Annotated in this window: 23 protein-coding genes and 1 other RNA gene; 16 read left to right on the top strand and 8 right to left on the bottom strand. The window is 68.9% G+C overall.

Annotated features, from left to right (window positions below; all coding sequences use genetic code 11):
- The first annotated feature begins 177 nt into the window (after window positions 1-177).
- The 3 genes from QZ647_RS07320 (at window position 178) to QZ647_RS07310 (ending at window position 2590) form a co-directional block, all read left to right on the top strand.
- A complete protein-coding gene (locus QZ647_RS07320) occupies window positions 178-786 on the top strand; it encodes a hypothetical protein (protein ID WP_291271527.1) in 609 nt (202 codons plus the stop codon).
- 178 nt (window positions 787-964) lie between these two features.
- Window positions 965-1654 carry a methyltransferase gene (locus tag QZ647_RS07315; protein WP_366526137.1) on the top strand — a complete coding sequence of 230 codons (690 nt, stop codon included), beginning with the start codon at window positions 965-967 and terminating at the stop codon, window positions 1652-1654.
- Between the two features lie 507 nt (window positions 1655-2161).
- Window positions 2162-2590 carry a PaaI family thioesterase gene (locus tag QZ647_RS07310; RefSeq protein ID WP_366526156.1) on the top strand — a complete coding sequence of 143 codons (429 nt, stop codon included), beginning with the start codon at window positions 2162-2164 and terminating at the stop codon, window positions 2588-2590.
- Here the strand turns inward: QZ647_RS07310 and QZ647_RS07305 are convergent, their stop codons facing one another.
- From QZ647_RS07305 to QZ647_RS07295, 3 genes are all read right to left on the bottom strand, one after another.
- Window positions 2591-3739, bottom strand: coding sequence for a hypothetical protein (locus QZ647_RS07305; RefSeq protein WP_291271524.1), 1149 nt, complete (start codon window positions 3737-3739; stop codon window positions 2591-2593).
- A 54-nt stretch (window positions 3740-3793) separates the two neighbouring features.
- On the bottom strand, window positions 3794-5725 hold the full coding sequence (locus tag QZ647_RS07300) for a HEAT repeat domain-containing protein (protein ID WP_291271523.1): 1932 nt from the start codon (window positions 5723-5725) through the stop codon (window positions 3794-3796).
- Between the two features lie 91 nt (window positions 5726-5816).
- Window positions 5817-6191, bottom strand: coding sequence for a PilZ domain-containing protein (locus QZ647_RS07295; RefSeq protein WP_291271522.1), 375 nt, complete (start codon window positions 6189-6191; stop codon window positions 5817-5819).
- 109 nt (window positions 6192-6300) lie between these two features.
- Between QZ647_RS07295 and mtgA the strand changes: the two genes are divergently transcribed.
- A complete protein-coding gene (gene mtgA / locus QZ647_RS07290) occupies window positions 6301-7026 on the top strand; it encodes a monofunctional biosynthetic peptidoglycan transglycosylase (RefSeq protein ID WP_366526136.1) in 726 nt (241 codons plus the stop codon).
- On the opposite strand, the gene QZ647_RS07285 is transcribed toward mtgA, so the two are convergent.
- Entirely contained in the window at window positions 7023-10103 is a 3081-nt protein-coding gene (locus QZ647_RS07285; protein WP_291271520.1) for a ligand-binding sensor domain-containing diguanylate cyclase, read from the bottom strand. The two genes, mtgA and QZ647_RS07285, sit on opposite strands and share 4 nt — an antisense overlap.
- Before the next feature lie 151 nt (window positions 10104-10254).
- Here QZ647_RS07285 and QZ647_RS07280 point away from each other — a divergent pair, with 151 nt between their 5' ends.
- From QZ647_RS07280 to nudC, 6 genes are all read left to right on the top strand, one after another.
- Window positions 10255-11241, top strand: coding sequence for a malate dehydrogenase (locus QZ647_RS07280; RefSeq protein ID WP_291271519.1), 987 nt, complete (start codon window positions 10255-10257; stop codon window positions 11239-11241).
- A 110-nt stretch (window positions 11242-11351) separates the two neighbouring features.
- Window positions 11352-11564: a hypothetical protein gene (locus QZ647_RS07275; protein WP_291271518.1), complete on the top strand. Its 213-nt coding sequence runs from the start codon at window positions 11352-11354 to the stop codon at window positions 11562-11564.
- A 106-nt stretch (window positions 11565-11670) separates the two neighbouring features.
- Window positions 11671-11940: a MoaD/ThiS family protein gene (locus QZ647_RS07270; RefSeq protein ID WP_291271517.1), complete on the top strand. Its 270-nt coding sequence runs from the start codon at window positions 11671-11673 to the stop codon at window positions 11938-11940.
- A gap of 1 nt (window position 11941) precedes the next feature.
- On the top strand, window positions 11942-13051 hold the full coding sequence (locus QZ647_RS07265) for a sialidase family protein (protein WP_291271516.1): 1110 nt from the start codon (window positions 11942-11944) through the stop codon (window positions 13049-13051).
- A gap of 102 nt (window positions 13052-13153) precedes the next feature.
- On the top strand, window positions 13154-13435 hold the full coding sequence (locus QZ647_RS07260; protein WP_291271515.1) for a hypothetical protein: 282 nt from the start codon (window positions 13154-13156) through the stop codon (window positions 13433-13435).
- A gap of 24 nt (window positions 13436-13459) precedes the next feature.
- The gene (gene nudC / locus QZ647_RS07255) at window positions 13460-14212 is read left to right on the top strand and encodes an NAD(+) diphosphatase (RefSeq protein ID WP_291271514.1); all 753 of its coding nucleotides are present in this window, start codon (window positions 13460-13462) and stop codon (window positions 14210-14212) included.
- 5 nt (window positions 14213-14217) lie between these two features.
- On the opposite strand, the gene QZ647_RS07250 is transcribed toward nudC, so the two are convergent.
- Both QZ647_RS07250 and QZ647_RS07245 read right to left on the bottom strand, forming a co-directional pair.
- A complete protein-coding gene (locus QZ647_RS07250; RefSeq protein WP_291271513.1) occupies window positions 14218-14988 on the bottom strand; it encodes a cyclic nucleotide-binding domain-containing protein in 771 nt (256 codons plus the stop codon).
- 131 nt (window positions 14989-15119) lie between these two features.
- A complete protein-coding gene (locus QZ647_RS07245) occupies window positions 15120-18518 on the bottom strand; it encodes an adenosylcobalamin-dependent ribonucleoside-diphosphate reductase (RefSeq protein WP_291271512.1) in 3399 nt (1132 codons plus the stop codon).
- Between the two features lie 284 nt (window positions 18519-18802).
- Between QZ647_RS07245 and ffs the strand changes: the two genes are divergently transcribed.
- Both ffs and QZ647_RS07235 read left to right on the top strand, forming a co-directional pair.
- Window positions 18803-18898: signal recognition particle sRNA small type (gene ffs, locus QZ647_RS07240), an RNA gene on the top strand.
- 142 nt (window positions 18899-19040) lie between these two features.
- Window positions 19041-19682 carry a SagB/ThcOx family dehydrogenase gene (locus QZ647_RS07235; protein ID WP_291271511.1) on the top strand — a complete coding sequence of 214 codons (642 nt, stop codon included), beginning with the start codon at window positions 19041-19043 and terminating at the stop codon, window positions 19680-19682.
- A gap of 38 nt (window positions 19683-19720) precedes the next feature.
- Here the strand turns inward: QZ647_RS07235 and QZ647_RS07230 are convergent, their stop codons facing one another.
- Complete coding sequence (locus tag QZ647_RS07230) at window positions 19721-20572, bottom strand: TIGR02757 family protein (protein WP_291271510.1); 852 nt, start codon at window positions 20570-20572, stop codon at window positions 19721-19723.
- 141 nt (window positions 20573-20713) lie between these two features.
- Here QZ647_RS07230 and QZ647_RS07225 point away from each other — a divergent pair, with 141 nt between their 5' ends.
- Window positions 20714-21118, top strand: a complete 405-nt coding sequence (locus QZ647_RS07225; RefSeq protein WP_291271509.1) for a hypothetical protein — start codon at window positions 20714-20716, stop codon at window positions 21116-21118.
- A gap of 79 nt (window positions 21119-21197) precedes the next feature.
- Here QZ647_RS07225 and QZ647_RS07220 read toward each other — a convergent pair whose 3' ends face one another.
- Window positions 21198-21719 carry a hypothetical protein gene (locus tag QZ647_RS07220; RefSeq protein ID WP_291271508.1) on the bottom strand — a complete coding sequence of 174 codons (522 nt, stop codon included), beginning with the start codon at window positions 21717-21719 and terminating at the stop codon, window positions 21198-21200.
- Window positions 21720-21848: 129 nt separating this feature from the next.
- Here QZ647_RS07220 and hemH point away from each other — a divergent pair, with 129 nt between their 5' ends.
- From hemH to QZ647_RS07205, 3 genes are read left to right on the top strand one after another with little or no spacing between them, the layout of a single operon-like run.
- Entirely contained in the window at window positions 21849-22796 is a 948-nt protein-coding gene (gene hemH, locus QZ647_RS07215; protein WP_291271507.1) for a ferrochelatase, read from the top strand.
- Complete coding sequence (locus QZ647_RS07210) at window positions 22793-24052, top strand: FAD-dependent oxidoreductase (RefSeq protein ID WP_291271506.1); 1260 nt, start codon at window positions 22793-22795, stop codon at window positions 24050-24052. The genes hemH and QZ647_RS07210 overlap by 4 nt, the downstream gene beginning before the upstream one ends.
- Before the next feature lie 54 nt (window positions 24053-24106).
- Window positions 24107-24970 carry a DUF481 domain-containing protein gene (locus QZ647_RS07205; protein WP_291271505.1) on the top strand — a complete coding sequence of 288 codons (864 nt, stop codon included), beginning with the start codon at window positions 24107-24109 and terminating at the stop codon, window positions 24968-24970.
- Window positions 24971-25023: the final 53 nt, after the last annotated feature.

The raw sequence follows: 25023 nt of genomic DNA, 5'->3' as shown, positions 1-25023 counted from the left end.
GGTTCGTCTCGCGTATCGGCGCAGGCGATACCGAGAAGAGACCAGGACACGAAGAAAAGCCAAGCAAGCCGGTGATGGACGAGGAGGAGCGGTGGTGGGAGAGTGATCCCATTACCGTCCTCATTGTTCATCGCTGTCTAACAGTTAATTAGGCATCTAATGTGCGAGGCCAGTCTGATGCTCACAGTAATCAAGGACATTGTTCTTACCTGCGGGGCACTAGTCGGCATCTATGTCGCTATTCGAGGGCTGAACACATGGAATCGCCAACTTCGCGGGACAAGTGAATACGATCTAGCGCGACGAGTACTGCGGGCCGTGTACCGTCATCGCGATGCTCTCAAAAACGTTAGGAATCCCGCAGTGTGGGTGAATGAACAACCTCACCCTCCCGAAGAAGAGGCGAAGAAAATGAATTCTGAGCAACTTCATTTTTATGGAATATCAGGTGCCTACCAAAAACGCTGGGATCGTGTCATAGAGGTTCGAATTGATCTCCAAGCAGAACTCCTCGAAGCAGAGATTCTTTGGGGAAAAGCACTCAACGCTCTAATTGAGCCAATACATAAGCTAGAACGAGAGTTGTTTCTTGCTGTACTTAACTACATCACAATCATTAACCCAGTGACAGAACCCGAAACCAAGAAGGCTTACATTGATATCAAGAATAAGAAACGAGATGTTCTCTATGAAATTTCCGAAGATGAACCAGATGAATATGCGCGAGAACTCACTTCGGCCATCACCGCAATCGAAAGCCACCTGAAACCACATTTGCGCCGATAGTGCATACCCCCCCGCTCAAATTGACCTCCCTCTTGCATGGCCTCTCGGGCTCAATCATCGTTTCGCTCTCCCGGCGACACTCATCGTCTTGGCACAGGCGGGTTCGGTTCGCTTCCTTCATTAGGCGGGGCCTAACTTTTTCATCCTTCCAATTCTTCTCTTAGGATCTTCTGATTCCATGGATCGCTCTTCTCGCAATCGGCTGACGGAAAAACTGCTTCCTCAATTTGCAGGGGACACCCTCTTCGAGGCCATTGCCAGGGCTGTCTGCCGTGCGGGTTGCCTGCCGCGCAAGGAGCTTTACGAGGCCTGGGAAGTGGCTCGAAGGGTGCGGCGCCGATTCCGGGGGAGGCGGGTGGTGGATCTGGCCTGTGGGCATGGTCTGGTGGCCCAGATCCTCCTCCTGCTGGATGACACCTCTCCGTCGGCCTTGGCCGTGGATCAGCGGATCCCGAAGAGTGCCGCCACGCTGGAGGCATCGCTGTGCAGGGACTGGCCACGGCTGCAGGGCCGGGTCAGGTACCTCGAGTCCGATCTGCGGGCGGTGCCACTGGGTCGAGATGATCTGATCGTCTCTGCGCACGCCTGCGGCGGGCTCACCGATCTGATCCTGGAACGGGCGGCCGCGGCCCGGGCCTGCGTGGCGGTGTTGCCCTGCTGCCACAATCTGCAGAAGGCCGATCTCGGGGGCCTGGAGGGCTGGCTGGATGGCCCGCTGGCCATCGATGCCACCCGCGCCGCACGGCTGCGCTTCCAGGGGTACCGGGTGTTCACGCAGGTGATCCCGGGAGACATCACGCCCAAGAACAGGCTTCTCATGGCCGAACCGGAGGATGCCAAGTCTGATTTGGCGAACCTCGGCGCATGACGGGCAGAGGCAGGCCCGATTTGAAGTCGGGCCTCGCCTCACGACCATTGGACCTTCCCCGGGGAGGGGCTTTGAACCATTCTTCACGGATGAGTGATCCCAAACCCTCCTCCAAGCGTTTCTCCCCCGCAGGCCTTGGCGTCCTGTGCCTGAGATGTGAGGGCAGCGGCCACCTATCCGTGGCGTGCGACCTCTGCGGTGGAAAGGGCGCCGTGGCCTTGAGCTGTCGAAAATGTTCGGGGACCGGCACCTATTCCCAAGCCTCGGGGCCGTGCGCCCGTTGCGACGCCAAGGGGGTGCTCCGGGATGGCATGCCATGCCCCCGCTGCAAGGGCCTCAAAACCCAGAAGGCATTCGCCTCTGCCTGTGCGAAGTGCGCTGGCAGTGGGTCCGTCCAGCTTCCCTGCAAGAAATGCCATGGAAGCCTCAAGGTCGTCATTGATTGCAAGACCTGCAATGGCACTGGTGTGTATCGGCGGGAACCATGATCGGACTGACCCCATGTCGATGACCGACCTTCAGGAACGGATCACCACCAGCTTCCAGGCCCAGGGCCTGATGACCACGCTCGGGGCCGAGCTGGTCCGGGTGGCGGAGGGCGAGGTGCACATCGCGCTGCCCTTTTCGGAGCGGCTGTCCCAGCAGCACGGCTTCCTCCACGCGGGCGCCATCACCAGCATCCTCGACAGCGCCTGCGGGTATGCCGCGCTGACGAAGGCGCCACCGGGCTGCGAGGTCGTCACCGCCGAGTTCAAGATCAACCTCCTGCGGCCCGCCCTCGGGGACCGCTTCCTGGCCATCGGCAAGGTGCAGAACGCGGGCCGGTCGCTCACGGTCTGCACAGGCGAGGTGCTGGCCATTTCCGGGGACGGATCCGCCCCCAAGGTGGTGGCGCTCATGCAGGCCACCATCGCCAACCTGCGATCCTCTGCCTGATCAGAACCCCACGGAGTACGCCCCATCGCGCATGAGCGCGACGCGTGATCCGTCGGCCATGGCCAGGTCCACGCTCACGACCTTCACCTCGGGCTGGGTTTCGGGAACATACACGCGGTCGATGTGGATGACGGCTTCGGGGCCGCTGAAGTCCTTGGGGCCCACCTGGCCGCCGAAGTGGTCGCTGCGGCCGAAAGCCAGATGCAGGCCCAGCTTCTCGTCCAGCAGGATCTCGCCGATGGGCTTCACGCCGAAGGCGGCCAGCACGCCCAGGCCCAGCTCGGCGAGGTTGCCGTAGGCGGGCTCCCGGGCCAGCAGGGCGGCCTCTTCGCGGGACTTGGGCCCCTCGCTGATCACTTCCAGGGCCTTGTTCTGCTCGATGCGGTAGCGCACGATCTCGGCCCCGAACTGCACCGGCATCACGCCCGCCGTGCGGCTGGGATCGCCGTCGCGCTCGCCCTCGTAGGGCACGATGTAGGCCTCGCCCGAAGGCAGGTTGCCCGCTACGCCGGGCTGGGGCAGCAGGCCGCCGGAGGCGTGGCCCGTGCGGTGGCGCAGGTCCACCTGCAGGTCGCAGGGGCCGCCGGGCGTGGCGAAGCGGAAGGCCGCGCCCTCGGCCCGGTCCAGCAGGTCCTTCAGGAGGTTCACGCGGCGGTTCACCTCGGCGTAGTCCAGGCGCAGGGCGGGGATCATGTCGGCCCGGAAGCCGGGCATGGTGGCGGCGCGGATGGGGTGCTTCTTGGCCGCCATCTTCAGGGGCGCGGTGGCCGAGAACTTGGTGAGGGCGATGAGGATGGGATGACCGGCATAGAGGTCGGCGAAGCTCACGGAGGCCGCGGGATCCAGCGAGTCGGCCGAGGGCAGGGGGCCGCCGGCGTGGAGCCAGGCCCGTTCCGGCAGGTCGCCGTTGTTGGTGTGGACATTGGGGTAGACCACCAGGTGCGTGTCCAGGCCCAGCTCGGCGCGGTGCGCGGCCAGCTCGCGGGCCCAGGCGGCGGCGATGTCGCGCCGGGCGGCCCAATTCGCGTCATCCGGCACCTTGGCATCCGGCAGGTCCACGAGGATGGCCACGGCGCCTTCGCCCGCCCGGGGCTGGAACACCCGCTGCACCAGGGCCACCAGTTCAGGTCCCGTCAGGTTCTCGCTCATGCCGTCCTCCGCTTGGGAGGATGCCCCGGGTGGTGCCGTCCTGTCGAGGCCGGCTCAGAGCGTCGCCAGCAGCGCCAGCGACCGGGCGCAGGCCTGGAGGCGGGCCAGGTCATCGGGGGAGACCTCGCCGGGCGGCCGCTTTTCGGCGAGGGCCCCCTGGAAGAGGTCCGACAGTTCGGTCCAGAGGTCCGGATCCTCCGCGTGGATGGTCAGCAGGGCGTCGGCCATGCGGCGGCGCAGGGGCCAGGGATTCCGGTCGGACCAGCCGCCCTGGACGGCCCTGATGAGGGCCGCCGTGGCGGGAGCGGACAGGGGCCGCTCCGGATCGCCATGGATGCGGGCGAGGGCCTCCACGGCCACCGCGTGCAGCACTGGGACATTCAATTCGCGGGCCTTGGCGCAGAGGCCGAGGGCCCCCTCGGCGCTGCCCAGGTCGCGGAGGGCCTCCGCGAGGGCGATCTGGAGGCGAGGCGACTGGCCGGAATGCAGCAGCGCCAGGAGGGGCTCCACCGCCTGGAGAGCCCCGATGGCGCCCAGGGCCTCCAGGGCGGCGATGAGCACGGCTTCGCGGCTTTCCGCCTCCACGAGGGTGAGGAGATCCGGCACCAGCTCCTGCAGCCGGTGCATGGCGGCGAAACGGAGGCCCACCTGGACCTGCTCGGGATCGGGGTCGGCGAGAAAGGCCCGCGCCGTTCCGGCGGGATCCGACAGCTGGCCCAGGTGCCAGAGGCTCCGGTCGGCGATGTCGGCGATGGCGTCCCGCTGGGCCTTGAGGAGCGCGGGCCGCAGGGCCGGGTCCTTCCGCGCGCCCAGGAGCTCCACGGCGGCGGCACGAAGGGCGCCGTCGGGTGCGTCCAGCAGCAGGTCGAGCAGGTCCTGGGCCTCGGGGGGCACCACCTGGGCCAAGGCCCCGGCCACGCCGGCGTGGCCCGTGTTCTGACGCAGGGATTCCGCGAGGCCGGGCAGCAGGCGGGCGGTCTCGATGAAACCCTGGCCGGCGAGGGCCGCGAGCCCCTGGGCCGCGGCGTCGATGGCGAAGTCGAGGCGCCGGATCCGCTGCTGGGCCGCGTCGCCAGCCTGGCCCAGGAAGCGCGCCAGGTGGGTGGGCTTCTCCTCGGTGGCGGCGAGGAGTGCGTCCAGGAGGAAGGCATCCAAGATCCCCGGCTGACCTTCGCGGAGCGCGGCGGCCCCGGCCCGGATGCGATGGGCCTGGCCGGAAGCCAGGTCCGCCGCGGCCTCGGGCTGGCGTTCCCCCCAGCGTGCGGCGAGGGCCTGGCCTGCATGTTCCTGGACCTCGGCCCGCGGAAGGTTGCGGAAGGTGGCGAGGAGGGCCCGGGCCTCGCGGTCCTCCAGGGCATCCAGGTGGGTCTCCTGCAGGTAGTCCAGCAGGAAGACCGCGGCCGCTTCGGAGGGCACCAGACCCACGAGGCGGAGCGCATGGCGGAACACCAGGAGGTCCGGGTGGTTCACGGCCTCCTTGAGAGCCTCCAGGCTATCGGGGGTGAGGAGATTCTCGAGCTGGTGGGCGCCCTCGTTGGCATCGGCGGGCTGGGCGCTGCCCTGCAGAAGCCGGGAGAAGTGGTGCTGAAAGGCCTCGGCGGGATCGCATTCGCCGAGCACGGCCTCGACGGCTTCGCGGAAGCCCGGTGTCGCGCGGCCCTGGGCCAGCTCCTTCAGGAGGCCGATGGCGGGGGGCGTCCCCATGCGCCCGAGCGCGCGCACACCCGACTCGAAGCGCGCCAGGTCGTTCTCGTGCCGGAGCAGGCGGTCCAGCACGGGGAGCCAGTCCTCCCAAGGGTAGTAGTAGGCGAACTCGAGGGTGAGCTGCTTCAGGCCGGCCGGGCAGGAGACCCGGCGGACGCGGCCGGCCAGTTCCTCCACGGCCGCAGGACCCGCCGCGGCGACGGTCCGGAAGAAGGCGAGCTGATCGGCCCGCGAGGCCGGATCGAGCCGGTCCAGGAAGATGTCGAGGGATGCTTGCCTCATGGATCCGTCACGGCCTCAGGCTTCTCATGGCGCTTCTCATCGGCACCCGCAGGGCCGGCCATGACCCTCGGGGCCTGGATCCATCCGCGGCTCATGCGCGGGCGAGCTGGGCGGCCACATGGTCGGCGATGAGGCCGCGCACGAAGGGCGTGATGCCCCGGAACTCCATGCCGACGAGGACATAGCCGAGGGTCTTGCCGGGCACCTTGCCAAGCATCCGCAGGATGACGGCGGAGAGGGGCACCAGGGGCATGTCGGGGTGATCCAGGTAGAGCGACTCCAGGACATCGCCCACCTCCAGATTCCGGGCATCGGCCATCTGGATCTCCACGCCGCAGCCTCCCGCACTGAGATTCACCAGGCGGCAGTCGTGGATGTCGACGCCCTTGACCTGGAAGCGGAGTCCGTACACGCGGCTGGTGGTGCTCAGGCGGGGGTATTTCCGCTGCTCGTGTTCGATGGACATCCGCGGGGCTCTCCGGGCCCGGGCGCCGCTGGAGGCGGACATTCCGGAGCCGATTCCCATTCATCGGCGCCGAGGATGGCAGACTGTTGTTTTGGCCGGGAAGCACACGATGGCGAAGACGAAGCGTGGTTGGATGCGACGGCTCCTGGTGGGGCTGGGCTGGGCGGTGGGCGTGTTCCTGGCCTTCAACCTCGTCCTGGTGCTGGTCTTCCGGTTCGTGCCGGTGCCGGTCTCGGGCCTGATGGTGCAGCGGCGCATCGAATCCTGGTCCAGCGACAAGCCCTATGTCTCGCACCACCGCTGGGCCCCTCTGGAGGAGATCTCGCCCAGCCTGGGCGCGGCGGTGATCGCGGCGGAGGATCAGAACTTCACGGATCATTTCGGCTTCGACTGGCAGGCCATCGAGAAGGCCGTGCAGCACAACGAGCACAGCCGCCGGAAGCGGGGCGCCTCCACGGTCTCCCAGCAGACGGCGAAGAACCTCTTCCTATGGAACAGCCGCTCCTGGACCCGCAAGGGCCTGGAGGCCTGGTTCACGCTGCTGATCGAGGTGGGCTGGTCGAAGAAGCGGATCCTGGAGGTCTACTTGAACATCGTGGAGTTCGGCGACGGCGTCTACGGCGCCGAGGCCGCGGCGCGCACCTTCTTCGGCAAGTCCGCCCGGCGCCTCACCGCCAGTGAGGCCGCCCTGCTGGCGGCCGTGCTGCCCAACCCCCGCAAGTTCCGCGCGAACGCCCCCAGCGAGTACATCCGGGGCCGCCAGAGCTGGATCCTCAATCAGATGCGGCACCTGGGCGGCGAGCAGGTGGTGAAGGACCTCGAGGCCAAACTCTAGTCCCAGTGAAGGCTCATCACCTTCCAGGGACCGCTGAGCAGATCGACGGTGCCGCCCTGGACGCACAGGGAGGGAGCCTGGTCGAAGCGCTGGGCCAGGCCCGGGGCCGATCCGGGCCGTCCCGCCACGCCCACCCAGCCGTCCCGGCCGGAGCGCTTCGCGGCATAGAGGCAGCGGTCGGCCACGCGGACCTGGTCCTCCCAGGAGGCGCCCTCCAGGTGATCGGGCTGGAAGGGGAAGAGGGAATACCCGATCGAACAGGTGAGGGAGACCGGCGTGGGAAGGCCCAGGTCGAAGGGATGATTGCGGATGGCCTGGTGCAGGCGGGACACCACGGCCGCGGCGCCTTCGAGGTCGCTGGTGTGCCCCACGAACAGAATCTCCTCGCCGCCCCAGCGGACGAGGAAGTCGGATTCGCGGGCCTCGTGCTTCAGCACATCCGCCACCTGCTTCAGGGCCAGGTCGCCGGCGGCGTGGCTCCAGGTGTCGTTCACGCGCTTGAAGTGATCGAGATCCAGCATGGCGAAGACGATGCAGGCGTCGGTAGCGGGCTCGGACCCGGCGCGTTCGCGCCGGGTCCGCAGCGCGAGGGCCAGCACGGACGGAAGCTCCTCCGCGAGATAGCGGCGGTTGCGGAGGCCCGTGAGGTGGTCGGTGGTGGAGATGGTGGTGAGGGCGAGGTTGCTCAGTTCCAGCGCCTCGGTGCGCTGATGGACGAGGACCTTCAGTTCTTCGTTGCGGCGCCGGAGCCAGCGGACGCGCCAGCCGAGGCCGGCCAGGCCCAGGGAGAGGGCGAGCCCGCCCCAGATGAGCCAGGCCCACCAGCGGAGCCACCAGGGCGGCAGCACCTGGAAGGCTGCGGAGGTCACCGGCCCCGGACCGCCGTCCTCGAGCAGGGCGCGCACCTCCAGGCGGTAGGTGCCCGGGGGCAGGGCGGGGTAGCGGAGCTCCCGGCCGGGCAGGTCGACCCAGCTGTCCTCCAGGCCCACCAGGCGGCCCTGGAACCGCAGCCGCCCTTCATGTTCGAAGGCCAGGGAGCTGAACCGCGCGGACAGCGTGCGCTCCCCGTACGGGACCGTGCCGAGCAGGCCCTCGCCGGTCATCGGCCGGTCCCACTGGCGGGAACCCAGGGTGAGGGAGACCAGGATCGTCGCAGGCCATGTCCCCGGGGGCGGTCCTTCGGCGTCGTGGTGATGGAGGAGGCCCGCCGTGGAGCCGAACCAGACGCCGCCATCCGCATCCACCCAGGTGGCGAAGGGATTGCAGTCCGTGCCCGCCAGACCGTCCTCCCGCCGGAAGAGCCGCCCTCCCCGCTCATCGAGCCGCTGCACGCCTCGGGGGCCACCCACCCACAGGTGGTCGGAGGCATCCGCCGCCAGGCTGTACACCGAGTCGCTGGCCAGGCCGTCCCGCCGCGTCCTCTGCTCCATCACGCGGGGGGCATCGCCCTTGAGGTCCACGCGGGTGAGGCCCATGGGCTCGAGGTAGCCGATCCAGGCCGTGCCGTCTGATAGCGGGGCCAGAGCCCACAGGGGCGCGTTCCGCAGGCCGATGTCCCGGCCCCAGAGGCGCCAGCGGCCCTGGTCGAGGCAGGCCAGGCCGCGGCCCGTGGCCACCCAGAGGCGGCCCCGCGCATCCAGGTGCAGGGCCGTGATCTGCCCGAGGTCGCCCGCGCCGGGAATCTCCGCCCGCTGGTAGGTGGCGCGGCCGGAAGGGTCGCTCAGCTGCCAGAGCCCGTCGTTCGAGGTGCCGATCCACAGGGAACCTGTCCGATCGAAGGCCAGGGCCACCGGCACCGCGAGGCTCGGGGAAGGAGGCAGGGGGATGCGCGTCAGCCGCGCACGGTCCGGGCTGACGCGCACCAGGAAGGGATGTTCCCCGGCGCCCCAGATGGCCCCGTCGGGGGCTTCCTTGAGGGCATAGAGGACGAGCCCTGTGCCCGGGGCGTAGGCCTCAGGCCCGCGAGGGCCCCGATTCTCAGGCCCGCGGGGCCTCATGCGCGCGAGGCCGCTGCTGGTCCCGATCCAGAGCACACCGGCGCGGTCGCGGACCAGGCCCCAGGTGTTGTCGGCCGGGAGCCCGTCCAGCCGTGTGAAGTTCTCCCAGGTCCCGCTGCCCTGAAGCCGGTGCAGGCCCAAGCTCGCCACCCAGAGGTTTCCCGTCCGGTCTACCAGGGCCTGGTTGGCCCATCCCGACGGCAGGCCCCGGGTTTCGTCCAGGAGCTTCCAGATCCCCGATTCCTGGAAGAGCAGGAGGCCCTTGGCCGTCGGCACGAACACGCCGCCCTGACCGTCCGGGCTGAGGGTCTCCTCGTAGAAGCTGACGGCCAGGGGCGGTAGGCCCCTGGAGGGCGGAAGCAGGCGGGCGGCGCCGGGGCGAAGCACCCGCAGCTGGCTGGGCGTCCGGGCCCAGAGGGTGCCGGAGGACCCCACCAGGAGGGCTTTCACAGGTTCGGCAGGTACGCCTTCCGGGGCGCCGTAGGCCCGCCAGGCGCCGTCCTCGTCGCGGTACCGGAGGATCGAGGCTCCGCCCACCCAGAGGCCGTGGGTGCCCAGGGCCAGCGAATAGGCCGGGCCACCGGGCCACCCCTGGACGGGGGCGAAGCGCTGGCCGCGGCCGATGCTGCGGAACAGGCCCGATTCGGCGGCGACCCAGATCTGGCCCTTGGCATCGTGGAGGATGTGGTGGATCCGGGCGGAGGCCAGCGGGTCGCCCGGTTCCAGAGTGTGGATGCGTCCCTCACGCAGCACGCACAGCCCGGCGCGCGTGCCGATCCACAGGCTGCCGTCAGGGGCGGGCCCGAAGGTGCGCACCCAGGCCGAGGGCAGGCCCTCGGGCAGGCTCCAGAGACGGAAGCTGGTGCCGTCGAATCGGTAGGCGCCCCCTTCGGTGCCCATCCAGAGGAAGCCCGTCGAGTCCTGGGCCAGGGTCGTGAGGCTGGTGTGCTCCAGGCCTTCGGAGGGGCCATAGGCGCGGAAGACCATGCGCCCGGAGGCGGGAATGCCCACGGCCTGGGCAACCAGGGCCAGGCTGGTGAGAAGGAGGATTTGCAGGATTCGGGAGAGGGTTACGCGCATGGTGGGGCCGAATCCATCCTATCGGCTGGTGGATCGCGGAACTTTCCAGATGGCTGGCCCGTGTGCGGACATGCGTCACGGATTCCCAGCCCCACGGTTCGATGAGTCCGAGGTGAGGTATAGAATGAGCCATCTCCCAGGAGGATCCAGCATGAAGCCCCCCGTTCGCGTTGCCGTCACCGGCGCTGCCGGTCAGATCGGATACAGCCTGCTTTTCCGCATCGCCAGCGGCGCGATGCTGGGCGAGGACCAGCCGGTCATCCTCCAGCTGCTGGAGATCACCCCGGCCCTGAAGGCGCTGAACGGCGTCGTCATGGAACTCAATGACTGCGCCTTCCCCCTGCTGGCGGGTGTGGTCACCTCCGACGACCCCATGGTGGCCTTCAAGGATGCGGACTACGCCCTGCTGGTGGGCGCCCTGCCGCGCAAGGCCGGCATGGAGCGCGCCGACCTGTTGAACGCCAACGGCGGCATCTTCAAGCCCCAGGGCAACGCGCTGAGCGAAGTGGCCAGCCGCAATGTGAAGGTGCTGGTGGTGGGCAACCCCGCCAACACGAACGCCTTCATCGCGCTCTCCAACGCGCCCAAGCTCAAGCCCACCCAGTTCCACGCCATGGTGCGCCTGGATCACAACCGCGCCATCTCCCAGCTGGCCGAGAAGACCGGCAAGCCTGTCACCGCCATCAAGAAGATGACCATCTGGGGCAACCACAGCGTCACCCAGTTCCCGGACCTCTACCACGCCACCGTGGACGGCAAGAACGCGTACGACCTGGTCAATGATCACGCCTGGTATGAGACCTCGTACATCCCCACCGTGGCCAAGCGCGGCGCGGCCATCATCGAGGCTCGCGGCCTCAGCAGCGCCGCCAGCGCCGCCAACGCCGCCATCGCGCACATGCGCTCCTGGGCGCTGGGTACCCCCGAGGGCGACTGGACCAGCATGGCCTTCGTGTCCGACGGCAGCTACGGCGTGCCCGAGGGTCTGGTCTACGGCTTCCCCGTCACCGTGAAGAACGGCCAGGTGGAGATCGTGAAGGGCCTGGAGATCAACGCCTTCAGCCGCGCCAAGATGGACGCCACCGCCAAGGAGCTCGACGAGGAGCGCCAGGCCGTGAAGCAGCTGGGCCTGATCTAGACGGTCATCGGTTTTTTCTGAAAACGCAGGGGACTTGGTCCCCTGCGTTTTTTTTGACAATGGCGTGACGATCCCCGGGACCTATTCTTGCCTTGAGCCGGAGGTGGACCATGGTCGTACCGATCGAACGGCGTCAGGCGTGGAGCAGGATCATCGGCGTGGAACGCCGCTCCGCGCCCCTGCATGATCTGGAGGGGCGGCCCCTCCCGGATCCCACGCGCCTCGAGGATGAGGAATTCATCGAGGCCCGGGTCCGGAGGGAGGAGGAGCGGCTGAAGGCCGAGGCCCACCGGGAGCGGTGGCATCGGCCGCTCGGGAGGTAGCGCCGGCCCCCCATGGAAGGTCGCGCCGGTTGCCCGAAAAGTAATTGTCCCCACAGCTTGACACCCGGCCGTGAAGGGCGGAGATTGGCGGGTCCCAGGGATCTCCATGCCCCGCGTCACCTTCACCGGCAACCTCCAGCGCCATGTGCCGTGCCCGCCCTGCGCCGTGGGCGGCGCCACGGTGAAGGAGAGCCTGGAGGCGGCCTTCGCGCTCTATCCCCGGGCCCGCGGCTATGTGCTGGATGAGCACGGTGCCCTGCGCTTCCATATGGCGATCTTCGTGGATGGCGAGCCCATCTCCGACCGGAGGGGGCTGAGGGACCCCGTGCCCGCGGCCGGCGAGATCTTCGTCATGCAGGCCCTTTCCGGAGGCTGACATGTCCGACCAGCTGCTGATCTCGACGCGCAAGGGACTCTTCGCCGCCCGGCGGCAGGGGAAGGGGGGCTGGGCCCTCGAGGGCGTGTCCTTCCTGGGCGACAATGTGTCGCTGACCCAGCAGGACCCGCGGGACGGCGCCTGGTATGCGGCCCTGGATCACGGCCACTTCGGCGCGAAGCTGCACCGCTCCAGGGACCGCGGCGTCAGCTGGGAGGAGATCGGCGTGCCCGCCTATCCCACGCCGCCCGAGGGCCATGTCGAAAAGGATTTCCTGGGCCGCGAAATCCCCTGGCGGCTCATCCGCTTCTGGTGCCTGGCCCCGGGCCTCGCTTCGCAGCCGGGTCTGCTCTGGGCGGGGACGCTCCCCGGGGGCCTCTTCTGGAGCGAGGACCACGGGGACACCTGGCAGATGGTCGAATCCCTCTGGAACCTTCCCGACCGCCGCAAGTGGGCTGGCGGTGGCGCCGATGTGCCAGGGATCCATTCCATCTGTGTGGATCCCCGGGACGGCCACCGCGTGGCGGTGGCCGTCTCCAGCGGCGGCGTGTGGATCACCCTCGACTGCGGCCGGACCTGGACCGCCCACACCGCGGGCATGCGCGCGGACTATGCGCCACCCGAGCTGGTCTACGCGCCCGAATCCCAGGATCCCCATCGCATGGTGCAGTGCCCCGCGGCCCCGGACACCTACTGGGTGCAGCACCACAACGGCATCTTCCGCAGCACCGACAACGCCATGAGCTGGGCGGAGATCACGGAGGTGAAGCCCTCGGTCTTCGGCTTCCCCGTGATGGTGCATCCGAAGGATCCGGACACGGCCTGGTTCGTGCCGGCCATCAAGGACGAGCGCCGCATTCCCGCCGAGGGGCGCGTGGTGGTGAACCGCACCCGCGACGGCGGCCGCACCTTCGAGACCCTGCACAAGGGCCTGCCGCAGGCCTGGGCCTACGATCTGGTCTATCGCCACGCGCTGGACCTGGATGCCAGCGGCGAGCGCCTGGCCTTCGGCTCCACCACCGGGTCGGTATGGATCAGCGAGGATGGCGGCGACAGCTGGCTCACCCTCGCCGAGCACCTGCCGCCCGTGCATGCGGTGGCCTTCGTGTAGCGGGAACCGCCGGACCGGGGTCGTGCTCCGCAAGGGAGTAGCATGGGACTTCGGCACGGCGGGAACGCTGCCTCTTGCAGACCCCGTCCCGGGAGGAACCCCATGACCTGCTTGACCCGCATGACGCGCACGCTGATGGCCCTGATGTTCGGCAGTTCCCTGCTCCTGGCCCAGATCCCCAATCCGCTGAACCTTCCGGATCCCCTGGGCCTCTCCAAGAAGCCGGCCCCGGCGCCCACGGCGCCACGCGCCCCGAGGGAAGGCCGGGAAGGCCGCCGGGTGGAGCGGAAGCCCAAGCGGGAGCGCCACGACCAGGGCAAGCACAAGGGCCAGGACAAGCGGGATGACCGCCGCGACGATCGCAAGGGCCATGACCGGCACTAGCCAGGCCGTCGGCCGGGAGGAGGGGTGAGCGAGGTGCGGATCATCTTCCAGGGGGACCGCCTGTGGCTTCCCTCGGGACCCGCGCTGCCCGAGGTCGAGGCCAAGATCAGCCTGCGGCTGCCCGAGGGGCATCTGGCCCTGAAGGTGGCCGAAGAGCAGCCCGTGCCCGAAGGCGTGGAGACCCTGAGCCTCCGGGAGGCCTTCGCGCGGATGGATCTCGAGGCCTGGGTCCGAGCGGGCCGGGCCTACCAGTGGCTGGAGTGGGAGGCAGGCCACCGCTTTTGCGGCCGGTGCGCCACGGCCCTGGAGCCCGGCGAAGGCCACGGCCGGCGCTGCCCGGCCTGCGGCCTGGCGGCCTTCCCCTCGAACGCCACGGCCATCATCGTGCTCATCTCGCGCGGGGAAGGCCGGAACCGGGAACTGGCCCTGGCACGGTCGCCCCACTTCAAGCCCGGCGTGTACAGCGCCATCGCGGGCTTCACGGAACCCGGCGAGTCCCTGGAGCAGGCCGTGCACCGGGAGGTGGCCGAGGAACTGGGCATTCGCGTCCAGGGCCTGAGGTACTTCGGCAGCCAGCCCTGGCCCTTTCCCAACGGGCTCATGGTGGCCTTCCTGGCCGAACACCTTGCGGGCGACCTGCGGCCCGATCCCGCCGAGCTGGAGGACGCCCGCTGGTTCCGTCTGGATGCCCTGCCGCCGCTGCCCGGCCCGCTGAGCATCGCGCGGTGGATGCTGGACGCGGCCCTGGCCGAAGCCGGGCTTGAAGCCGGGGCCTGAGGCCGTCAGTCCCCCCCGGCCTCCAGCAGCTGCAGCGCCAGCTCCGGCTGGGTGCGCAGGAAGGCCACGCGACGCGAAGCCGGGATCACCGCCAGGAAGCAGCCCTCTTCGGCGGTGGCCGTGGCGGCGTGCGGGTGTTGGCGCAGGTAGGCCGCCAGGTCCAGGTAGCCGCTGGGCAGATCCTCCGCACGCACCCGGCGCGCGCCGGCGGCCTCAGCGAGGCGCACGGTCCCCAGGGCCAGCTGGAACAGGGTGTCGGCCTTCGCCCCCGCCTCGAAGATCACCTCGCCGGGCTGCACCATGCGGCGCTGGGCGGCCAGATCGAAGCGGGCCCGCAGGTCGCGCAGCTCATCGTTGGCTTCCTTCAGGCGCGAGGTGAACTGGCGGCAGAGGATGCGGGTGAGGCCGGGGAAACCCGCCATGATGGCGTCCAGGTGGGCGGGCTTCAGGTGCAGGGCCTGGCAGCTGCCCACGGCGCGCACCGTGGCTGTGCGGTGCTGGGCTCCAAAGTAGGCCATCTCGCCCACGATGCAGGGCGCGTCCTCGCTGCACTGCAGCTGGGCCAGGGGCCGCAGCGTGCCGTCCGGCAGGGCCTTCTCCACCACCAGGCTGCCCTTGCGCACGATGAACAGATCCTGTGAATCCTCCCCCTCCACCACCAGCCGTTCCCCATCCCGGAACCGCAGCGGCGCGATGTCCGGATGCGCCGCCAACAACGGCCCCAGCTCCGGGTCCGAGGCCAGGTCCAGGGCGATGGGGTCGAGGGGGTCGGGCATGAAGCTATCTTGTGGCGGGGAGGAAGGATCTGCCACGGATAAACACGGAGGGGCACGAATGACATAACGAAGGGCGGGATCGCTCCCGCCCTTCGTTACGCGCTCCGCATCCTCCGCGGTGGATCGCTTTCCTAGCTGCAGCCCGTGGTCGCACCGCAGGTCTGGCACTTCATGCAGGCGCCGTTGCGGACGAGGGTGAGGTGGCCGCATTCGGGGCAGGGGTCGCCGGTGTAGCCCTTCTCGCGGGCGGCCTGGGCCGCCGAGACGGTGCTCCGGGCGCCCACGGTGACCGGCTGGAGGACGGGCTGGACCGGGGCGGGCGCAGCGGCGCTCCCGGTGGCTCCGGCAACAGCTTCGGGGAAGGGCAGGGGCGTGCCCGTGGGCAGGTTCGGCAGGTTCGCGCCGGGGGCCTGGCTGTTGGGGCGCAGGCCGGTGGCGGCGTTCACGAGTTGCTCGGGCTCCACATGGGCTAGGTCGTAGCGGCCCAGGTAGCTGATGGCCAGTTCCCGGAACACGAAGTCGATGAGGCTGGTGCTCAGCTTGATGGTGTCGCTGCCCGCCACCATGCCGCCGGGCTCGAAGCGGGTGAACAGGAAGGCGTCGCAGAACTCTTCCAGCGGCACGCCGTGCTGCAGGCCCATGCTCACGGCGATGGCGAAGCAGTTGAGCACGGCGCGGAAGGCGGCGCCCTCCTTGTGGATGTCGAGGAAGATCTCGCCGAGGCTGCCGTCCTCGTATTCGCCGGTGCGGAGGTAGAGCTTGGTGCCCCCGATGGTGGCCGCCTGGGTGTAGCCGCCGCGGCGGTTGGGGAGGCGGCGGCGGTAGGTGCGCACCAGCTGGTTGGTCAGCGCCTGGGCCACGGCCGGGGTCTTCTCGGTGCCGGTGGCCTGCTCGTCGAGCAGGGTGTCGACGCCGTCCAGCAGGTCCAGGTTGGTGGCCATGGCCTGGCTCATCTTCGAGCCGTCGCGGTAGAGCGCCACGGCCTTGAGCATGAGCTGCCAGCTGGCTTCGTAGATGCTGCCGATCTCAGCCACGGTGGCTTCGGCGGGCAGGTTGATGGTCTTGCTGATGGCGCCGCTGAGGAAGGGCTGGGCGGCGCCCATCATCCTCAGGTGGCCCTGCGGGGCGATGTAGCGGCGGCCCGTGCGGCCGCAGCGGTTGGCGCAGTCGAAGATGGGCAGGTGCTCGTCCTTGAGGTGGGGCGCGCCTTCCACGGTCATGGTGCCGCTGAGCGCCAGGAGGAAGGTCTCCACCTGCTCGGGGCTGAAGTCGTTCTTCAGGCGCTCCACATCGATGGCGTAGGCGGGATCGAAGGCCGTGGGGAGCTTCTGCTCCACGGAGGCGATCTCCTCCTCGGCCCAGCCCGCGCCCTTCAGCATGCTGCGCGTGATGCCGGGGGTCTCATCGGTGATCTGCTGCCAGCCCACCACATGGCGCTCGATCTCGTGGATCTGCGTGGGCGCGTAGCCCAGGCGGGCCAGGGCCTCGGGGATGGCGCTGTTCACGAGCTTGAAGTAGCCGCCGCCGGCGAGCTTCTTGAATTTCACGAGGGCGAAGTCGGGCTCGACGCCGGTGGTGTCGCAGTCCATGAGCAGGCCGATGGTGCCCGTGGGCGCCAGCACCGTCACCTGGGCATTGCGGAAGCCCCACTGCTCGCCGTAGGTCAGCGCCGTGTCCCAGCTCTCGCGGGCGGCCTCGACGATGCGCTTGGGCACGCCAGCGCCGTGCAGGCCCTGGGGTCGGATGGAGAGCTGCTCGTACTCCGAGGCCGGGGCGTTGTAGGCGGCGCGCCGATGGTTGCGGATGACCCGCAGCATGTGCGCGGCGTTCTTCTGGTAGCCGGGGAAGGGTCCGAGTTCGTGGGCCATCTCGGCGCTGGCGGCGTAGGCGTCGCCGGTGAGGAGGGCGGTCAGGGCCGCGCACCACTGGGTGCCCTCGACGCTGTCGTAGGGGATGCCCATGCGCATGAGCATGGCGCCCAGGTTGGCGTAGCCGAGGCCCAGGGTGCGGAAGTCGTAGCTGAGCTTGGCGATGGATTCGCTGGGGAACTGCGCCATGAGCACGCTGACTTCGAGCACCACGGTCCAGAGGCGGATGGCGTGACGGTAGCCCGCGAGGTCGAAGCCGCCGTCATCCGTGAGGAAGGTGCACAGGTTCAGCGAGGCCAGGTTGCAGGCGGTGTCGTCGAGGAACATGTACTCGGAGCAGGGATTGCTCGCGTTGATGGGGCCGTCTTCGGGGCAGGTGTGCCAGTCGTTGATGGTGGTGTTGAACTGGATGCCGGGGTCGGCGCAGGTCCAGGCGGCGCGGTTCACCTTCTCCCAGAGATCCTTGGCGCGGAGCTTCTTGCTGGTCTTGCCGTCGATGCGGCGCTTCAGCTCCCAGTCGCCGTCCATCTCCAGGGAGCGCATGAAGGCGTCAGGCACGCGCACGGAGTTGTTGGAGTTCATGCCGCCCACGGTGAGGTAGGCCTCGCCGTCCCAGGAGGTGTCGTAGCCGGCCAGATCCCGGGCGAAGTCGCCCTCGGCCAGGCGGCCCAGGCACTGGGTGAGAAACGCGGCTGGCACGCCCTCGCGCTTGGCGCGGGCCAGGGCCTTGCGGAGGGCCTCGTTGGTGTGCGGGTCGGCGTCCTTGCTGGTGGAGCCTTCCACGGACTTGCAGATGGCATCCCAGTGGCGGCGCACCACGGCGCTGCCCGCGGCCATCATGGCCACCTTGCGTTCCTCGGTGACCTTCCAGTCGATGAAGGCCTCGATGTCGGGGTGATCCAGGTCGAGGCAGACCATCTTCGCGGCGCGACGGGTGGTGCCGCCGCTCTTGATGGCGCCGGCGGCACGGTCGCCCACGGCCAGGAAGCTCATGAGGCCCGAGCTGCGGCCACCGCCCGACAGCGGTTCTTCGGAACCGCGCACCTTGGAGAAGTTGGTGCCCGTGCCGGAGCCATACTTGAAGATGCGGGCCTCGCGGGTCCACAGATCCATGATGCCGCCCTCGTTCACGAGGTCGTCGGCCACGCTCTGGATGAAGCAGGCGTGGGGCTGCGGGCGCTCATAGGCCGAGGTGGACTTCATCATCTCGCCGGTCTTCGGATCGACGAAGCTGTGGCCCTGGGCGGGGCCGGAGATGCCGTAGGCGAAGTGCAGGCCCGTGTTGAACCACTGCGGCGAGTTGGGGGCGCACATCTGCTTGGCGAGCATGAGGGTGAGCTCGTCGTAGAAGGCCTGGGCGTCCTCGGCGGAATCGAAGTAGCCGTGCGTCTCGCCCCAGTGCCGCCAGCAGCCCGCCAGCCGGTGGAAGACCTGACGCGCATCCTTCTCACCGCCGTTCTGGGCGTCGATGCCCTTCCGGCGGAAGTACTTCTGGGCCAGGATGTCCACGGCCACCTGGGACCAGGTGTCCGGGACCATCACATCCTTGGCCTCGAAGACCACCGTACCGTCGAGCTTGGAGATGCGGCTGGTCCGGGGGACGAAGGGGATCCCTTCCAGGGGGTCGTGACCTGCCTTCGTGAAGTGGCGGGCGATCTTCATGGGCTGTCCTGGGAGATGGAGTGGAGAAGGACGATTCGAAAGACACGGCCTTCCCACGAGGCGCGCAAAGCCATCCCCAGAGCATGGGGAACTTTGAGGTGACCTCTAGGGGTTGTGCCGGGAGAAAAGGATGGCCCCAACATGTAGGGGTGTCAAGGGTCAGGCACCGTATTTTTCCACTGATTAAAAAAGGCCATGAAATCCATCACTTCAAGCAGCGGTGCCCCTCTGCCGGGGGGCCTCCTGCTGGTGCTGCGGGGCGCTTCCCGGGTAGTCTGAATCCAAGCCGGGCCCCATGCATCGGGGTGCGATGAACCGGGTCAGATCGGAAGAAGCAGCCCTAAGTCGTTCCCCCGAGTGCCGTGGTAAGCCCGGCCCCTTTGTGCCTGGGCGGGAGGCCGCGGGCCCACGGATGGAATTTCCAACCTCTCGATCATCTTCGACTAAGATGGGGCCGCAGACCGAGCAGGGCCGGGGTATCCACCTCGATTTTCCCCGCGCTCATGGTCCCCGAGGTGTTCGATGAAAATCGGCGTCGCCCTTGCTTCCGCGCTGCTGTCCACGAGTGTGCTGCTCGCCCAGGCGCAGGCTCCGCTCGAGCTGCCGGCGCCCCAGAAGACGGGCGGGCGGCCGCTCATGGAGACCCTGGCCCTGCGCTCGACCTCCCGTGCCTTCGACCGGCGGGAGCTGCCGCTGCCGCAGCTTTCGGACCTCCTGTGGGCCGCCTTCGGGGTCAACCGCCCCGAAGGGAAGCGCACGGCGCCCTCGGCCAGGAACACCCAGGAGATCGACCTCTATGTCCTGCTGAAGAAGGGCGCCTACCGCTACCAGGCCCAGGCCCACCGGCTCGATCCCGTGGCGCCGGGCGACCTGCGGGCCTACGGGGGCACCCAGACCTTCGTCCAGGACGCCCCCGTCACGCTGGTCCTGGTGGCGGACCTGGCGAAGACGGGGACGGGTCCCCTGGAGCAGCGCCGGGAGTGGGCCCACGCCGATGCCGGCTACATCTCCCAGAACATCTATCTCTATTGCGCCTCGACGGGTCTGGCCACGGGCGCCCGGGCCTATGTGGACCGGGGGCTCCTGGCTCCGCGTCTCGCCCTCCGCCCGGATCAGCTCATCCTGCTGGCCCAGTCCGTGGGCTTTCCCGCCGGTTCCCGCTGATCTGTTCCCGCTGATCTGCCCGCCTCTCCGGTTCCGGGTCAGCGCTTGCCGGCCCTGCACACCGCCACGAGGGGGCAGGGCGCGCAGGACGGCAGGCTGCGGATTCCCGGGCAATCGCCCATGATGCCCAGGTGGCTGAGGGCGAAGTCGTAGCGCAGGGGATCGGCCGGATCCAGGCGGCGCAGGGCCTCGGTGATCTCGAGGGCCATCTTCCCGTCGGGCGTGGCGCGGCGGGTGAGCCCGATGAAGCGCGAGACCCGCGCCACATGGGTATCCAGGGGGATGATCAGCTGATCGGCGGAAAGGCGGGTCCAGAGGCCGAGGTCGGGCCAGCCCGAGCGCACCATCCAGCGGAGGAACATGCGCCACCGCTTGCAGGCGGCGCCTTCGTGGGGATCGGGCAGGGAGAAGCGGGCGCCGTAGGAGGCCGGGAGGTCGGTCCGGAGCCGCTGCACCAGCCGGGAGAGGCCCTCATCGGGCGCTTCCCCGGGGCCCGGAATCAAGTGGGCTTCGAGGCCGGCCCCGCTCTCCGCATCGAGCCGCTTCCAGGCCAGCAGCCAGGCCGTGAGGTCGGCGCCGGTATGAAAACGCCAAACCCAGGAGGCCAGGGCCCGGTCCAGTTCTTTCCCGGCGGCCGGTTCGGAGCGTTCCCGGAGCCAAGTCGCGGGCCGCGGGCCCAGGGGGGCCAGGGCCGCCCGTACCGCCCGGATCATGGGGTCCACCCGCCCATAGGCCAGGTGGGCGGCCACGAAGGCGGCGACCTCCCGGTCCAGGGGACCCTCATAGGTGAGGGGGAGGCTGAGGGGATCCTTCTCCAGGGCCCCGGCCGTGTCGTAGCGGGCGCAGAGCCCGTCCAGCCGGGCCTTCATCGAGGCGGTCGAGGTTGCCATGGGGTCCAGTGTCCCAGGCGCCGGGAACCCCCGGGGGGCGAAAAAAACGCAGCTCGTGCCTAAAATCACTATGTAAGCAAAGGCTCTGCCGCTATTCTTATGAACGGTGGCCCGTGGCCCCTTCTGGAGTAACAACCGCACATGATGACCCTGCGTGGCCTTGGCAACCTGGCGAAGATCCTCGAAGAAGCTGCAAAGCCCGATTCCGTGTTGCGGGAAGACCGTGAGAAGCCCAAGCCCAAGGTCCTCAAGAAGGGGGAGAAGGCCGCCAACATGCGCGTCATCGATCCCAAGCGGAAAGTTTGGTACGAGAAGCGCCTGAAGGAGATCACCGCCAAGTCCGCCACCGCCCCCGAGGGTTCCGTGTCGGGCCCCGTGAGCGCCCCGATGGTCCCCGCGGCTCCGGCCCTGGCCAAGAGCGTGGCCTCCAAGATGGGTGGCTCCCTGCTGCAGACGCTGGCCGCCGCCAAGGATGCCAAGCCCAAGGCGGACGCGCCCAAGCGCTCCGAGGGCTGGCGCCGCAAGCCGGGTGAGTCGATCTTCTAGATCCTCGTCATTCCAATGAAAACGAGGCGGCTTGGCCGCCTCGTTTTCATTGGGCGGAGCGGAGCTCCGCAGCCTCGCATCAGGCTGAAGGCACGGCGCGCAGGTACTTCCGGCCGATCCAGGTGGCGGCCAGGGGACGCTCCAGGCGGCCCTGGCGCAGATCGCCCAGGTTGAAGAGGGTCAGGTCCAGCAGCGGCGTGGCCCCCTCCAGGGTGCCGTCCGCCAGGCGGGCCTCCAGCTCGGCGCGGTCGAAAGCGTGCAAGCCCCCGGGCAGCCGGGCGAGCACAGCCTGGGGGTCCAGCAGGCTCAGGTTCAGGCGGCCGGCCAGCTGGTGCATGCCGCGCAGCATGCCGTCGATGGCGCAGCCCGAGGGCTGGGTTGCCAGCGTGGGTTCCGCCACGGCCAGGATGCGGCCTTCCAGGATGGTCCAGGTGGCGTGATACTCGACACCCTTGTGGCGCCAGCGGCTCAGCAGCGCCTCAACCTCGGGGGCCAGGAGGGCGGCCTCCACGGGACGATCGAAGGCCAGGAGCCAGAGGCGGGCCTCATCGGGCAGGGTGGCGAAAGCGGCCAGGGGGGAGGGCGGGTTGGACAGGGGCATGGCTGATCTCCAGTCTCGATATCAGTCTAGTGGGTCGGCCCGGGCCCGGGCGGAATTTCCTGTCCGCACAGGACCTGTCCAGGGTTCCGTGACGAATGTTCCGGCAAGTCTCAAGTAAGGTGGAAGTCGATGCGAGACACGGCGATCCTGCTCCTGAACCTCGGCGGTCCGGTGAACCTGGACCAGGTGGAACCGTTCCTGGCGGCGCTGTTCGGCGACCGGGACCTGATCCGGCTGCCGGGCCCGGCCTGGCTGCAGGGGCCTTTTTCGAGGCTCATCGCGAAGCTCCGGGCCCCCGGCGCGAAGGGCCGCTACGCCGAGATCGGCGGCGGCTCGCCGCTGCTGCGGGAAAGCGCCTACCAGGCTTCGGCGCTGCGCGCGACTCTGCGCGCCGCGGGGCGCACGGAGCCCGTGAAGCTCTGCTTCCGCTACGCCGCGCCGCGGGCCGAGGGGCTGCTGAAGGCCCTGAAGCGCGAGGGCATCCGCAAGCTGGTGCCAGTGACGCTCTATCCCCACGACTGCCGCGCCACCACGGGCTCCAGCCTACGGGAGCTGGCCATCGAGGCGGCGAAGGCCGGTATGGAGATCCTGCCGGGGGTGGAGCACTACGCCACCGATCCCGACTACCTCGATTCGCTGGAACGGCCGCTCCGGGCGGCGCTCAGCGAGCTCCCGGGGGCCACCGTGATCTTCAGCGCCCACAGCCTGCCCGTGCGCCAGATCGAAGCCGGGGATCCCTACGAGAAGGAGATCCACGCCACCCGCGAGGCGCTCATCGCCCGCATTGGCGCCATCCCCGGCGACTATATCCAGGCCTACCAGAGCCGCACGGGGCCCGTGCGCTGGCTGGAACCGCCCCTGAAGAGCGTGCTGGAATCCATGGGCGGCAAGGATGTGATCGTCGTGCCCATGAGCTTCGTGAGCGAGCACATCGAGACCCTGCACGAGCTGGACATCGAGTATCGGCATGTGGCCGACAAGGCGGGCATCCGCACCTATCGCCGCGTGGCCGCCCCCGGCATCGATCCCGCCTACATCCGCTGCCTTGCGCGGCGCGTTCTGGAGATCCTCCCATGAGCACCCTGATCCTCGGCGGAGGCGTGACGGGCCTGGCGGCCGCTTGGCACCTGCAGCAGCGCGGCGAGGCCGTGGAGGTCTGGGAGGCCGGGGCCACGGTGGGCGGCTGGATGAAGACCCTGCCCTGGGAAGGCGGCCACTTCGAGACCGGGCCCCAGGGCGTGCTGTGGCAGAAGGGCACGGCGGTGGACCGCCTCTTCAGCGCCATCGACCTGCCGTTCAAGTCGCCGGGTACCGGCGCCCGCTGGGTGGGAAAGGGCGGGCGGCTCATTCCCGTGCCTGCCTCGCCCGTGGGGCTGATGACTTCGCCGCTGATGCCCCTGGGCGCCAAGCTCCGCATGATGCTGGAGCCCTTCCAGCCCGTGCGGCCGGGGGAGCCTGAAGAGGGCCTCAGCGCCTTCATCACCCGCCGCCTGGGCAAGGGCGTGGCCACGGAGCTGCTGCCGTCCATGATCGCGGGGGTGCTGGCTGCGCCTGCGGAGATCCTGTCCGTGGACGCCATCCCCAAGCTGCGCCAGTGGGAGGCCACGGGCAGCCTGGTAAACGGCATCCGCAAGGGCGGCGTGAGCCACATGGTGGTGCCCGAAGGCGGCATGGGCCAGCTGCCCATCCGCCTCGCCGCCAAGCTGGCGTCCGTGCGATCTGGCCTCCGCGCCGAGCGGCTGGAGGCCCTGCCGGACGGTCGCTGGCGCGCGAGCGGCGGCGGCGAAATCCGCGAGGCCGATCGGGTGGTGCTGGCGCTGCCCGCCTATGAAGCCGCGATCCTGCTGGGCTCCGTGGCTCCGCAAAGCGCCGAGGCCCTGGCCGCCATCCCCTATACCTCCGTGGATCTCTGGCACAGCCGCCACGCGCCGCTGCCGGCCCTGAAGGACAGCTTCGGTTTCCTCATCCATCCCCCCGAGGGCCGCGGATACCTGGGTTCCCTGGTGCCGTCCTGGATGGATCCCCAGAGCGCGCCGGAGGGTCTCATGCAGCTCCGCAGCTTCATCGGCGGCGCCTTCGGCAAGCCCGCGGACCTCGAGACCTGGGAGGGCATCCAGGCGCGGCTGAAGTTCTGGATTCCCAGCCTCGGCGAGCCCGTGGCCACGCGCCACGAGCGCGCGGAACGCGCCATCCCGCGTCCTGAGCTGGGCCACCGGGCCCGGGTGAAGACGGCGGTCGAAGGCCTGCCCGCCGGCCTCGATTGGCTCAGCAATGCCCGCTTCGGCCCCGGCGTGCGGGACATCCTCGAAGGCCTGGAAACCTGGGTGGCCTGAGTGCGTCCCGACCGAGAAGCGGGTACCATCGCCTGGAATTTTCAGGAGATGGCCATGCGCACGCGGTCTTTGCTGATGCTGATTCCAGCGGCGCTGCTGCCCCTGGCGGCTCAGGAGGCGGCTGCTCCCACGCGCCCCTGGTCGGACAAGGCCGCCCTGAGCTATGTGGCCGTGGGAGGGAACGCCTCGAGCCAGAGCCTCGGCTTCTCCAACGAGTTCAAGTACACCTGGGCCAACGCGGCCTTCGCATTCAATGCGGGAGGCGTGCGCGTGGCCACCACCACCGTGGCCCGCAGCGCCCTCGGGCCGAGCCTGGACGCGGCCACGGTCCTGGAGACCCGCACCACCCAGACCAGCACGGAGACTTATTTCGCCAACCTCCGCTACGACCACAACCTCACCGAGCAGCTCCAGTGGTTCGGTTCTGCCGGCTGGGAGCGCAACCTTCCCGCAGGTCTGGAAGCGCGGTACACGGGGCTGGTGGGACTCGGCCATTGGTGGCTCAAGGAGGACCGCACCAAGTTCTTCACGGATGCCGGCGTGGGCTATACCAAGGAAACCCAGGTGTTCCGGCCTGCAGGGACGGAGGACGGATTCGCCACTTTCCGGCTGGGCGCCAAACTCGAGAAGAAGCTCTTCGCCGCCTCGACCTTCACCTCGGAGCTGAACCTCTCCGACAGCTTCAAGGACACCCAGAACTACCTGGCGGTCTGGCGGAACGGCTTCACCACGACCCTGTCTTCGCGGCTGGCCCTGAAGGTGGGCTACGACATCACCTACAAGAACAAGCCCGCTTCCATGGGGGTGGAGGTGGTGCAGACGCCCGTGGCCACGCCGCCGGTGGTCCTCGGCCAGGTGCCCTTCCAGCTGAAGAAGACCGACACCGTGTTCACGACCTCCCTGGTGATCACCTTCTGACGGAAGCCCACGACGCGGTGACACCGGCGGGGATCGGGCGCAGAATGGGGCCA

This window comes from Geothrix sp. (assembly GCF_020622065.1).
GTDB lineage: Bacteria > Acidobacteriota > Holophagae > Holophagales > Holophagaceae > Geothrix.
The sequence above is the reverse complement of the archived record's forward strand: the minus strand, read 5'-3'. Positions and strand labels throughout refer to the sequence as shown.